13 protein-coding genes are annotated in these 12,526 nt (G+C 61.4%); 12 read left to right on the forward strand and 1 reads right to left on the reverse strand.

The window, feature by feature from the left end:
* The first annotated feature begins 2 nt into the window (after positions 1–2).
* From phnL to IFT59_RS17905, 10 genes are all read left to right on the forward strand, one after another.
* A complete protein-coding gene (gene phnL / locus IFT59_RS17860; protein WP_192087683.1) occupies positions 3–713 on the forward strand; it encodes a phosphonate C-P lyase system protein PhnL in 711 nt (236 codons plus the stop codon).
* The gene (locus tag IFT59_RS17865; protein WP_174195427.1) at positions 710–1,327 is read left to right on the forward strand and encodes a DapH/DapD/GlmU-related protein; all 618 of its coding nucleotides are present in this window, start codon (positions 710–712) and stop codon (positions 1,325–1,327) included. Before phnL ends, IFT59_RS17865 begins: the two co-directional genes overlap by 4 nt.
* A gap of 113 nt (positions 1,328–1,440) precedes the next feature.
* Complete coding sequence (phnC, locus tag IFT59_RS17870) at positions 1,441–2,295, forward strand: phosphonate ABC transporter ATP-binding protein (RefSeq protein WP_192087684.1); 855 nt, start codon at positions 1,441–1,443, stop codon at positions 2,293–2,295.
* 82 nt (positions 2,296–2,377) lie between these two features.
* Positions 2,378–3,283 carry a phosphonate ABC transporter substrate-binding protein gene (gene phnD, locus IFT59_RS17875; protein ID WP_192087685.1) on the forward strand — a complete coding sequence of 302 codons (906 nt, stop codon included), beginning with the start codon at positions 2,378–2,380 and terminating at the stop codon, positions 3,281–3,283.
* Between the two features lie 162 nt (positions 3,284–3,445).
* The gene (gene phnE / locus IFT59_RS17880; protein ID WP_192087767.1) at positions 3,446–4,366 is read left to right on the forward strand and encodes a phosphonate ABC transporter, permease protein PhnE; all 921 of its coding nucleotides are present in this window, start codon (positions 3,446–3,448) and stop codon (positions 4,364–4,366) included.
* Complete coding sequence (gene phnE / locus IFT59_RS17885) at positions 4,366–5,718, forward strand: phosphonate ABC transporter, permease protein PhnE (protein WP_192087686.1); 1,353 nt, start codon at positions 4,366–4,368, stop codon at positions 5,716–5,718. The genes phnE (IFT59_RS17880) and phnE (IFT59_RS17885) overlap by 1 nt, the downstream gene beginning before the upstream one ends.
* Before the next feature lie 114 nt (positions 5,719–5,832).
* On the forward strand, positions 5,833–6,546 hold the full coding sequence (locus IFT59_RS17890) for a DUF1045 domain-containing protein (RefSeq protein WP_192087687.1): 714 nt from the start codon (positions 5,833–5,835) through the stop codon (positions 6,544–6,546).
* Entirely contained in the window at positions 6,543–7,682 is a 1,140-nt protein-coding gene (locus IFT59_RS17895) for an alpha-D-ribose 1-methylphosphonate 5-triphosphate diphosphatase (protein ID WP_192087688.1), read from the forward strand. The genes IFT59_RS17890 and IFT59_RS17895 overlap by 4 nt, the downstream gene beginning before the upstream one ends.
* Complete coding sequence (gene phnN / locus IFT59_RS17900; RefSeq protein WP_192087689.1) at positions 7,682–8,275, forward strand: phosphonate metabolism protein/1,5-bisphosphokinase (PRPP-forming) PhnN; 594 nt, start codon at positions 7,682–7,684, stop codon at positions 8,273–8,275. The genes IFT59_RS17895 and phnN overlap by 1 nt, the downstream gene beginning before the upstream one ends.
* An 80-nt stretch (positions 8,276–8,355) precedes the next feature.
* Positions 8,356–8,658, forward strand: a complete 303-nt coding sequence (locus tag IFT59_RS17905; protein WP_139283900.1) for a hypothetical protein — start codon at positions 8,356–8,358, stop codon at positions 8,656–8,658.
* A 10-nt stretch (positions 8,659–8,668) separates the two neighbouring features.
* Here the strand turns inward: IFT59_RS17905 and polA are convergent, their stop codons facing one another.
* Positions 8,669–11,659 (reverse strand): DNA polymerase I, encoded by a 2,991-nt coding sequence (gene polA / locus IFT59_RS17910; RefSeq protein ID WP_192087690.1) that lies wholly within the window; start codon positions 11,657–11,659, stop codon positions 8,669–8,671.
* On the opposite strand from polA, the gene IFT59_RS17915 reads away from it, so the two are divergent.
* Positions 11,597–11,809, forward strand: coding sequence for a hypothetical protein (locus IFT59_RS17915; protein WP_162237958.1), 213 nt, complete (start codon positions 11,597–11,599; stop codon positions 11,807–11,809). The two genes, polA and IFT59_RS17915, sit on opposite strands and share 63 nt — an antisense overlap.
* A 248-nt stretch (positions 11,810–12,057) precedes the next feature.
* Positions 12,058–12,489 carry a MarR family winged helix-turn-helix transcriptional regulator gene (locus IFT59_RS17920; protein ID WP_062454171.1) on the forward strand — a complete coding sequence of 144 codons (432 nt, stop codon included), beginning with the start codon at positions 12,058–12,060 and terminating at the stop codon, positions 12,487–12,489.
* Positions 12,490–12,526 lie beyond the last annotated feature (37 nt).

Here is a 12,526-nt window from a genome sequence, read left to right on the forward strand (position 1 = left end):
CGATGGCCACTCCACTCGTCGTCTCGGAAGTCTCCAAAAGCTTCATCATGCACCTGCGCGACGGCATCAAGCTGCCGGTCGTCAACGACGTCAGCTTTTCCGTTGCCGGCGGCGAATGCGTCGTGCTCGGCGGCCCCTCGGGGATCGGCAAGAGCTCCATCCTGAAAATGCTCTACGGCAACTATGCCGTCGATGCGGGCCAGATCCTGGTGAATCACCGCGAGAAGATCGTCGATATCGCGGCAGCCGATCCGCGCACGATCATCGAGGTTCGCCGGCATACGATGGGTTACGTCAGCCAGTTCCTGCGCACCGTGCCGAGAGTCGCTGCCGTCGACGTGGTCGCAGAGCCGCTCGTTGCCCGCGGTATCGATGCCGCGGAAGCCAAGGACAGGGCGGTCGAACTGCTCGCCAGGCTCAACCTTCCGCGCGAACTCTGGTCGCTTCCGCCCGCCACGTTTTCCGGCGGTGAGCAGCAGCGCGTCAACATTGCCCGCGGCTTCATCACCAGCCATCGTATCCTGCTTCTGGACGAGCCGACCGCATCGCTCGACGCGACCAACCGGCGGGTGGTGATCGAGATGATCGCTGCCAAGAAAGCCGAAGGCGTCGCCATGCTCGGCATCTTCCATGACGAGGAAGTGCGCGAGGCCGTTGCCGACCGCATTCTCGATGTCAGCGCGTTTTCTCCCCGAAAGGCAGTTGCCGCATGAGTGCCAAGGTCGGTATCAACCCCGTCATTCATGAAACGGCGAGCGTCAGCAACTCGACGATCGGCCGCTACACTGAGATCTCCGAGCGCTGCCGCATCGACGAGGCCGAAATCGGCGATTACTCGTATATCATGCAGGATGGCTCCATCTGGTGCGCGACGATCGGCAAATTCGTCAATATCGCTGCTTCGGTCCGCATCAATGCCACGAACCACCCCACATGGCGCGCCACGCTGCATCATTTCACCTATCGTGCCGCCAACTATTGGGATGACGCGGAAGACGACACCGACTTCTTCGAGTGGCGCCGCGACAACCGGGTGACGATCGGCCATGACGTGTGGATCGGCCATGGTGCCACCGTGCTGCCGGGCGTGACTGTCGGCAACGGCGCGGTTATCGGCGCCGGAGCCGTGGTGTCGAAGGATGTCGCCCCCTACACGATCGTCGGCGGCGTGCCGGCCAAGCTGATCCGGGAGCGTTTCACGAGGGAGGTCGGTGACGGCATGGACCGGCTCGCGTGGTGGGACTGGGATCACCAGACGCTGCGCACGGCACTCGACGATTTCCGTGCCCTCTCTGCCGAGGCCTTCCTTGCGAAATATGCGGCATAGCAGGGCGTTCAAGCCGGGCAAACATGTAACAAAACCTACATAAAACCGACATTCAGGGTTCATCAACCAAGTCTAATCCGATCCTCACCAGGGAATGGGACGGATTGAAAAACATGAAGTTTGAATTGAGGAATGTCACCCGACGTTTCGGCGATCATATCGCGGTCAACGCCGTCAGCGTGGAAATACCTCAAGGTCAGATGGTCGGCGTCATCGGTCGCTCCGGCGCCGGCAAATCGACCCTCCTGCGCATGATCAACCGCCTGCAGGAGCCGAGCTCCGGTTCCATTCGGTTTGGCGATCTCGAGGTTTCCGCTCTCAAGGGCGCCGGGTTGCGCAACTGGCAGCGCGATTGCGCGATGATCTTCCAGCAGTTCAATCTCGTGCCACGCCTCGACGTCATGACCAACGTGATGCTCGGCCGGTTGAACCACCGATCCACGATCATGAGCCTTCTCAACATCTTCTCCGACGACGAGCGCATGGCTGCGATCGCCGCGCTCGAGCGTCTCGGTATCGAGCAGACCGCCATGCAGCGCGCCGGCACGCTTTCTGGCGGTCAGCAGCAGCGCGTGGCCATCGCCCGCGCCCTCATGCAGGCGCCGAAAATGCTTCTGGCCGATGAGCCGATCGCCTCTCTGGACCCGCTCAACGCCAAGATCGTGATGGACGCGCTGCGCGACATCAACGAGCGCGAGGGCATTACCGTCATCACCAACCTGCACACGCTCGATACGGCGCGCGCCTATTGCGAGCGGATCATCGGGATGGCAGGCGGCCGCGTCGTCTTCGACGGCACGCCGTCGCAGCTGAACGCGCAGGCCGTCAGCGAGATCTACGGATCGGACCGCGACGGTGCCGGCATCGACGAGACGATGACCTCGACCAGCATCAACAATCCCGCGGCCCCTGCGGCTGCGGCCAAGCAATCGGCCGGAATAGGCAGCCTGGCAAGCGCCAGGGCCTGAGCCGCATCCAGATCGTCTGCCCACGTTAAGGGCGCGTTGCTTCACGACCCAACTCCGGATGATCCGGAAACAGGAGATCACAATGTTCAGAAAAACTATGCTTGCTGCCGCGACGCTCAGCCTGCTCGCCGGTTCCGCCCTTGCCCAGGACGTCAAGGTTCTGCGCATCGGTCTCGACGGCTCGGAAAACGAAGCCGACCAGATCCGCAACACCCAGTGCGTTGCCGATGGCCTGAAGGCTGCGACCGGCGTAACCGAAGTGAAGCTGTTCCCGTCGCCGAACTATAACGGCGTTATCCAGGGCCTGCTCGGCGGCACGATCGACATTGCTTCGATGGGTGCAGCTTCCTATGCAGCCATCGCGCTCAAGGACGACAAGGCTGTCGACCCGATCCTGACCTACACGGGTTCGGACGGCTCCAGCGGTTACTACTCGATCATGGTTGCCCGCAAGGACAGCGGCATCAAGACACTGGCCGACCTGAAGGGCAAGAAGATCGGCTTCGCCGATCCGGATTCGACCTCGGGCTATCTCGTCCCGAACGTCGCACTGCCGAAGGAAATCGGCATGCCGGTCAAGCAGTATTTCTCCGAAACCGGCTTTGGCGGCGGTCACGAGAACCTGGTTCTCGCAGTCCTCGACAAGAAGTTCGATGCCGGCACGACATTCGGCTCGGGCGTTGGCAAGTGGGAAGAAGGCTATAGCGGCGGCAACCTGCACCAGATGGTCGCCAAGGGTAACCTCGACATGGACGATATCGTCCAGGTCTGGAAGTCGCCACTGATCCCGAACGGTCCGCTGATGGTCTCCAACAAGGTTCCGGCCGACATGAAGGCCAAGGTCAAGGCCTTCTTCATGGAACTGCCGAAGAAGAACCTCGCCTGCTTCCAGTCCTTCACCCAGGGCAAGAACAAGGATTACATCGAAGTCAATCCGGCCTTCTACCAGACGATCGTCGACGCCCGTAAGTCCGTTATCGGCGGCTGATCATCCTTCAAAAGACCTGGCGGCGGCATCTCCAGAAGGTGCCGCCGTTCTGCAACGAGAGACACGGGCATGGCGACGATCAGCAAACAGACGACCGGACATCTCGGCGGCAATCTCGACGACGCCCCCGGCAGCCGACTGGGACCAGCGGCATCCCTGATGATGCAGCATTACCGGCAGCAGCTGCGCACCCGCCGCGTCTATACCGCTATTACGATTGGCGTGTTTCTGGTCGTGCTGTTCGCGTCGCTGAAATTCGCCAATGACGCCAATGCGGGCAAGTTCTTCGAACGCCTGCCCTATATGTTCGATTTCATTCGCAGCTTCGTGCCTGACAGCCCGATGGAAATCATCCGGGCGATGTTCGACCTTCCCTCCCCCTATGCCGACGGCTCGCTGAAATACGACTACACGGCCGATCGCCACTATATTACCGAAACGTTCTACATCCCGAATTTCTTCTACCAGCTGATCATCACCATCAACATCGCGCTGGTTTCGACGATCATCGGTTCCGCCATCGCCTTTCTGCTGTGCTTCTTCGCCTCCACCAATCTTGTCGGTGCCGGGCCTGTGCGTTTCGTCGTTCGCCGCATCATGGAAATCCTGCGTGCCTTTCCGGAAATCGTCATTGCCGGACTTCTGACGGCAATCCTGTCGATCGGGCCGATCGCGGCGATCATCGCGATCACCGTCCACACGATCGGCGCGCTCGGAAAGCTGTTCTTCGAGGTGGTCGAGAATTCGGACATGAAGCCGGATGAAGGTTTGCGGGCCGCCGGTGCATCCTGGGTCGAGCGGGTACGGTTCGCGATCGTTCCTCAGGTGCTTCCGAATTTCGTATCCTACACGCTGCTGCGCGCCGAGGTAAACGTGCGCGCCTCGACCATTATCGGTGCGGTCGGTGGCGGTGGTATCGGCGAGGTGTTCCGGCTGGCGATCGGTCGCGATCATGCGGCCAAGACCTATGCGATCATCATCCTGCTGCTCGTCAGCGTCATTGCGATCGACCAGTTTTCCTCCTGGCTTCGCCGCCGGCTGATCGGCCAGCAATCCTTCGAACTTGGCAGGGGAGCAGCCTGATGCCTTCAGTACCCGCCATCAATGCATCCGACAGAGAGCGCTTGCGCGAAACCTATCCGCAGGTGTTTCAACGGTCCTTCCTGCAGCGCTACGGACTGGTGATCGGCTCCGGACTGATCCTTGCCTATCTGGTTGCCTGCTTCTTTGCCTTCAACGTCGGTCCCGCCTTCAGGAATGGCCAGTGGGACCGAGCCTCGCTCTATCTCCAGGACTGGTATTCCTGGCGTGCCCAGCCGCGCCTGCGGTTCCAGGACGACGGCACCGTCAAGCCGCAGTGGTCAAGCCGTGGACAATATGCCGAAGGTTCTGACATTTCCTGGCTGAAGCCAACCGAAGGCGGCGGCTACCGGGTGACCTATGGCAGCGATGCGGACCGCCTTGATGTGACGCCCGGCCGGGTCGATGTCTATCTGAACGGCACGGTCTATCCGGTCATGATCGACAGCAACGCAGCGACGGCGCCAGCCGATGCGCCTTCGGCCCTCCGCCAAGACGGAGCCAAGGTGCTGGTCGATTACGGCTTCGAGGGTCAGGCGGAAATCCGGCCGGCGCAGGTCTATGTGCAGCGTCGCTTCCTTGGCTGGGCAAACTTCCTGTTCGACACCAAGTCTGCATTCTGGGGCAAGAGCTGGGGCGAGCTTGCACACCTTGCGACGATCGGCGAGCGGCTGGATCCGGCGCGCTCGAATATCGGCCACATGCGCGACGACATCCTCGGCAACAACGTCTGGCAGCATGCGGACATTCTATCGAAACTGCTGCAGACGCTGGTCATGGCCTTTGTCGGCACGCTGCTCGGGACGCTGTTCGCCTTCCCGCTCGCCTTCATCGCGGCGCGCAACATTACCCGCAACCGGGCCGCCAACTGGGGCATGAAGCGGTTGTTCGACTTCCTGCGCTCTGTCGACATGCTGATCTGGGCGCTGTTCTTCACCCGCTCCTTCGGCCCCGGACCTATCCCCGGCATCGCGGCGATCTTCTTCACGGATGCGGGTGCGCTCGGCAAGGTGTATTCGGAAGCGGTCGAGAATGTCGACGACAAGCAGCGCGAGGGAGTCAAATCGGTCGGTGCGCCCTCGGTCATCGTCAACCGCTTCGGCGTCGTGCCGCAGGTGCTGCCGGTTTTCATCTCCCAGTCACTGTATTTCTGGGAATCGAACACCCGTTCGGCGACCGTCATCGGCGCCGTCGGTGCGGGCGGCATCGGTCTCAAGCTGCTTGAAGCAATGGGCACCAATGCGGACTGGGACAAGGTCGCCTATATGGTTCTGCTCATCCTGATGGTGGTCTTCCTGTTCGACAATGTGTCTAACGCGATCCGCTCACGTCTGATCGGTGGCCCGACACATTAAAAGGTTGCCGCATCATCATTCTGTCATGGAAATCTTTTAGCCGAAGGCTGTCTCGAGGCGCGACAGATGGTTAGTCTCGGACATCGCCCCTTTTCCTGATTCCGGAACCATGCCTTGCGATATGCTCTCTACTTTTCGCCCGCAGCGGATCACCCGCTGACGAAGACCGCCTCCCGTTGGCTTGGCCGAGATGCCTTCAGCGGGGAGCGCTTCGAGACAGCGGTCGTGGATGGCATTCCCGAAGAGGATGTGCACGCGCTGACGGCCGACCCACGCCGCTACGCCTTTCATGCGACGCTGAAGGCGCCGTTCGAGCTCGCCGAGGGACGCAGTGAGGCCGAACTGCTCGACGCTTTCGAGAGGTTTGCGGCGGCGACACCGGGTTTCGACATTCCGAATGCCGTCATCGGCCAGCTCGGGCGCTTCTTCGCTCTGGTGCCTGACCAGGTCTATCCGGAACTTCAGGCCTTTGCCGTCCGTGTGGTCAAAGATTTCGAGCCGTTCCGTGCGCCGCTTTCGGAGGCCGATATTGCCCGGCGCAAGCCGGAGAGCCTGTCGCCCGAACACCGCGACAACCTGATGGCCTGGGGCTACCCATACGTCATGGACGAGTTCCGCTTTCACATGACGCTGACCGGACAGGTTCCGCCCGAACAGGCGCCTGCCATGCGCAAGGCGCTTGAAACCAGATTTGCAGATTTTACCAACGCACCGCTCTCCATCAACGGAATTGCGCTCTTCACGGAGCGCGAGCGTGGCGCCGATTTTACAGTTCACCGCTGGCTGCCTCTGGCGCCGGCCTCCGATATCAGAAAGACGACCCCATGACCGTCGAGACCGTATTCACAAATGCCCGCATCGTGTTGGAGGACAGCATCGTGACCGGCTCCATCCAGATCCGGGACGGCAAGATTGCAGACATTTCCGAGGGTTCGGCACAGACCGGCGAGGACTTCGAGGGCGATTATCTGATCCCCGGGCTTGTCGAACTGCATACCGACCATCTGGAACAGCACTATTCGCCCCGTCCGGGCGTGCGCTGGAATGCGACGGCAGCGATCCAGGCGCATGACGCACAGATCGCTTCTTCTGGCATCACCACCGTGTTCGATTGCCTGCGGATGGGCTCGGACGAGGATGGCGGCTTCGAGCAGGGCGAGATGCGGGCAATGGCCGACGCCATCCAGGCCGCCGAGCGCCAGGGCCGCCTGCGGTCCGAACATCTGATCCACCTTCGCTGCGAAGTTTCGGCAGACAATGTGCTTGATCACTTCGCCGATTTTGCCAACGATCCTTATGTCCGGCTCGTTTCGCTGATGGACCACGCTCCTGGCCAGCGCCAGTTCCAGACAATGGACCAGTACATCTTCTACTATCAGAAGAAGCGCGGGCTTTCCGACGAGGCCTTCAAGATCTTCATCGACAAGCGCGTCGAGGAGTCCGAGCGCAATTCGACGCCGCATCGCATCGCCATCGCAAAGGTCTGCGCCGATAACGGCATTACGGTCGCCAGCCATGACGACGCGACGCTTGCGCATGTGGACGAGGCGATCGGCAACGGTGTGAAGCTCGCCGAATTCCCGACCAGTCTCGATGCCGCCAAAGCCTCGCATCAGGCCGGTATGAGCGTTTTGATGGGCGCCCCCAATATCGTGCGCGGCAAGTCGCATTCCGGCAATATTGCCGCCCGCGATCTCGCTGAGAAAGACGTGCTCGACGTGCTTTCGTCCGACTACGTGCCACTCAGCCTTCTCTACGCGCCGTTCATTCTGGCGGACGAGGTCGACAGCATCTCGCTGCCGAAGGCGATAGCCATGGTGAGTGCGACGCCTGCCCGCACCGTCGGCCTCGACGATCGCGGCCGGATCGCCACCGGCCTGCGCGCCGATCTGGTCCGGGTCCATCGTCCGGAGGGTGTGCCGGTGGCGCGCGCCGTCTGGCGCGAAGGTCGGCGGGTCGCCTGATGGACGGCTGCCCGACAGATAGCGACAGTGGCAAAAGCGGCGTGATCGTCGTCGTGGTTGGACCGAGCGGTGCAGGCAAGGACACGCTGATGGCGGAGGCTGCGCGGCATTTTGCGGATCGTGACGACGTGGTGTTTGCCCGCCGCACAATCACCCGGGACCCGGCTTCCGGCGGCGAGGACCACAACGGCGTCTCGGAGGACGAGTTCGCTGCGTTGGAAAAAGCCGGACGCTTTGCCGTGTCCTGGAATGCGCATGGGCTATCCTATGGCATTCCTAAGGACACGCTCGATGCCGTCGAAGGTGGCAGTCTGGTCATCGCCAATGGCTCCCGTTCGGCGCTTGCACACTTCCACTCAGCGTATCCGGCCATGCTGGTCATCAACGTCATTGCCTCGCGCGACGTGCTCGCCGCGCGGCTCGAAGCGCGGGGACGGGAATGCCGCGAGGACATCCTGCGGCGTCTCGAGCGCGGCTCCCTCACTGTCGATGGCAACTATTCGGTCGTAACGATCGACAACAGCGGGTCCCTGAGCGAAGCCGCCCGGACACTGATCGACACGCTGGAACGACGTCTTTTCCGGCGCGTGTGATTTTGCGACTATCTTCACGACGGGCACTTTACAGTCCCGATTTTGCCTCTATGTGGACTTTCTAACATAAGAGGCGCAGCATGGACCAAACGCGAAGGTTTGATGACTTAGACGGCGGGGAGGCTGCGGGAACGGCAAGGCTCAATCTGGAAGCCCGGATGACCGTGCTCGAGATCGTGTCCATCACCTCGCTCGCCATGGCGCTGGATACCTCCGAAAACGCGAATGTTGATCATGCCAAGGGCATTGCCAGCCTGATCCTCGACACCGTCCACCACCGCTGTCGTGAACTGGGCATGACGGATGAAGGCAGCCAGTCGGCGCACCGATACGCCGACGAGCTGCTATCGACAGCTCTTCTGTCTCTTTACCCCAACGGCTGATCAAGCCAGATCAGTGCGCCTCGTCCCAGTTCGCGGCGGCGCGCGCGTCCACTTTCAGCGGCACCCGCATCGAAACAGCCGGCATTGTCGCCTCTTCCATGGTCGATACGATCAGAGGGATCGCTTCTTCGATCGCCGCATCCTCGACTTCGAAGATCAGTTCGTCATGCACCTGCAGCAGCATGCGGACCTTTTCGTCGAGACCGGCCTTCTTCAGGGCAGGCTCCATCTCGATCATCGCACGGCGGATGACATCAGCGGCCGACCCCTGGATCGGGGCGTTGATGGCAGCGCGTTCATTGAAGGCGCGCATCGATGGGTTGGACGACTTGATATCGGGATAATGGGAGCGACGGCCGAAGATCGTTTCCACATAGCCATGCTCACGGGCAAAGGCCTTCGTCTGCTCCATGTAGTCCTTGATACCGGGAAAGCGCTCGAAATACCGCTTGATGTAATCGCCTGCTTCCGAGCGATCGATAGACAGCTGGTTGGCAAGACCAAAAGCGGAAATTCCGTAGATGATGCCGAAGTTGATCGCCTTTGCGCGGCGACGGACCTCACTCGACATGCCCTCGACGGGAACGCCGAACATTTCCGACGCGGTCATCGAGTGAATGTCGATGCCATCCGCGAAGGCCTGACGCAGCTGCGGAATGTCGGCGACGTGGGCGAGAACACGCAGCTCGATCTGGCTGTAGTCCGCGGAGAGAAGCTTGTGGCCGGGGGTCGCGATGAAGGCGGTGCGGATCTTGCGGCCTTCGGCATTGCGCACCGGGATATTCTGGAGATTGGGTTCCGACGAGGAAAGACGCCCGGTTGTGGTCGACGCCAGCGAATAGGACGTGTGGACGCGCTTGGTTTCCGGATGGACGTAGCCTGGAAGCGCATCGGTGTAGGTGGATTTCAGCTTTGTCAGCTGGCGCCAGTCGACGATCTTGCGCGGCAGATCGTGACCAGTCGCGGCGAGATCCTCCAGCACGCTTGCCGAGGTTGACCACTGGCCGGTCTTGGTCTTGGCGCCGCCGGGCAGGCCCATCTTGCCGAACAGGATATCGCCGAGCTGCTTGGGAGAGCCGATGGTGAATTTCTCGCCGGCGAGCGCGTAGATCTCGTCTTCGAAGGCCGCCGCCTTCTGCGCAAGCTCGCCGGAAAGGCGCGACAGGATCTGCCGATCGATAGTGATGCCGCGTTCTTCCATATCGGCGAGAACAGAGACCAGCGGTCGCTCGAGCCGTTCGTAGACGCGTGTCAGGCCCGCTGCGGCGAGCTGCGGCTTCAGCACCATCCAGAGACGCAGCGTGACATCCGCGTCCTCGGCCGCATAGGCAGTCGCCTTCTCGATATCGACGTAATCGAACGTCACCCCGCTCTTGCCGGAGCCAGCGACGTCCTTGAAAGCGATCGGCTTATGATTGAGCCAGCGTTCGGACAATGCGTCCATGCCGTGGTTGGCCTTTCCGGCCTCCAGCACGTAGGACATCAGCATCGTATCGTCATGGGCCTGGACGGTTATGCCGTGCCGCTTCATGACGAGGTAATCGAACTTGAGGTTCTGCGCGACCTTGAGGACGGTCGGATCTTCCAGCAGCGGTTTCAGGCGATCCAGCGCTTCGCGGCTGGCCATCTGGTTTTCGGCCAGACCACCGCCCAAGAGATCGCCGACACCGGTCTTGTGGGTGAGCGGGACATAGGCGGCGCGGACTTCGAGCCCGGACGGGCTATCAGTATTGTCGGCGATCGCCAGCGAGAAGCCGACAAGTTCGGCCTGCATCGGGTCGAGCGAGTTCGTCTCCGTGTCGAAGGCGACGAAACCGGTCTCGCGCGCCGCGCGGATCCAGTCATCAAGCACTTCCACATCGCGGATCGTGACATAGTTTTCCATATCGAGCTTCGCCTGCCCGAATGCGGCGATACGAGCTTCGGCAAAGGAGACAGGCGTCGCTTCGCCGGTTACCTTTGCGACCGTCGAAACCGCTCGCTCGACCGGCGCCGCGGCTGCGGTCTCTCCCGTGTCGGCCTTCGCCGCCTCGCCCGCATCGAGGTCTGGACCGCGGGCGGCATCGCCCCATTCGACCTCGACCTCCGCCGCTTCTATTTCATCGGCGTTGCAGTCGCAGGCTGTGGCAACCCTTCGCGTCAACGTTCCGAAGTTCATGGCCTTGAGGAAGCCGATCAGCTTTGGTCCGTTCTGGGGTTCGAGAACCAGCGCATCGAGTTCGAGCTCCAGGGGAACATCGGTGCGCAGCTCCACCAGTCGCCTCGACAGGCGCGCCTGCTCGGCAAAGGCGATGATGCTTTCGCGGCGCTTGACCTGCTTGATCTCTCCGGCGCGGGAAAGAAGCGTTTCGAGATCGCCGAACTCTTCCAAAAGCTGCGCTGCCGTCTTCGGCCCGATGCCCGGAATACCCGGCACGTTGTCGACCGAATCGCCGACCAAAGCCTGGAGATCGATCATCTTTTCAGGCGCTACGCCCCACTTTTCGACGACGTCGGGCACGCTGATCTGCTTGTCCTTCATGCTGTCGTACATGTGGACCATCGGCGTCACCAGCTGCATCAGGTCCTTGTCGGAGGACACGATGGTGACGTCGGCGCCCGTCGCTTCGGCCTGGCGGGCATAGGTGGCAATGATGTCATCCGCCTCGAACCCCTCCGTCTCGATGCAGGGGAGGTTGAAGGCGCGGGTCGCCTGGCGGATCAGACCGAACTGCGGAACGAGCTCTTCCGGCGGCGCGGACCGGTTGGCCTTGTACGCATCGTAGATCTCCTTGCGGAAGGTCTTCGAGGAATAGTCGAAAATGACGGCGAAATGCGTCGGCGTGACGCCGACAGACGTATCGCGCGCATCGGTCAGAAGCTTCCACAACATGTTGCAGAACCCCGACACGGCGCCCACCGGCAGCCCGTCTGATTTGCGGGTGAGCGGGGGCAATGCATGAAACGCCCGGAAGATGAAACCGGAGCCGTCGATGAGGAAGAGATGATCGCCTTTTTTCATGGGGATGGAATACCCCGAGGCATCTTCGGCGTCCACGAAAAGTTCGCCGGCAGCGCCACCGAACGCTCACCGCAACGTTACCGATTTGTAATAGACCAATCCCTTGAAAAGCCGCATTTCGCCGCACATTTCAAGCTTACCGGCGATTGATCACGCCGCAGTCTGGCACCCGGCTTGCCCCCTGCCGCGTCAGACCGGACAAAGGCTCACCCCCCTCTCCGGGCCTTTGTTCTTCTATCATGCCGCCACGACCGCTCCCCTCCCGGTCGTGGCGGTTTTTGTTTGCGGCTCACAGCATCTAGCGAAGCGTTGCAGGGTTGGCGAAAGCACGGCGTGCGATATATCCTTCCGGGCAAGGTCTGTTTGGACTTTCAACCGGGAAGCAAGATACCGAAGCCATGGCATTCGATCGCTCTCATTCCGCAACCTATCTCGCCAACCAGCTTGCGAAGGGTTTTGCGCGATCCCTGCAACAGCGCTCAAGCAGCCTCGGCTTTTCCCCGGGCCAGTTTCCCGTTCTCCTGGAACTCTGGCAGCAGGATGGCCTTACCCAGAAGCAACTCCTGGACAAGCTCGAGGTGGAGCAGGCGACGGTCGCCAATACGCTCGCGCGGATGCAGCGCGACGGTCTCATCGAGCGCATCCCCCATCCTGACGACAAGCGGGCAAAGATCATTACCCTGACGGCGCTTGGCCGCAGCCTGGAGGCCCGTGCGGTGGAGGCGGCAGCGGAAGCCGACGCGGCCCTGTTTTCCGGGTTCAAGCGATTCGAGCGTGACCTGATGATCGAATACATGCGGATGATTTTGGAGAACGCCCGCAAGCTCTAGGGGGCGCCAGAGACTTGTCAGTGCAAGGTTGCAGTCG

The sequence above is a fragment of the Rhizobium sp. CFBP 8752 genome (assembly GCF_014842035.1).
GTDB lineage: Bacteria > Pseudomonadota > Alphaproteobacteria > Rhizobiales > Rhizobiaceae > Neorhizobium > Neorhizobium soli.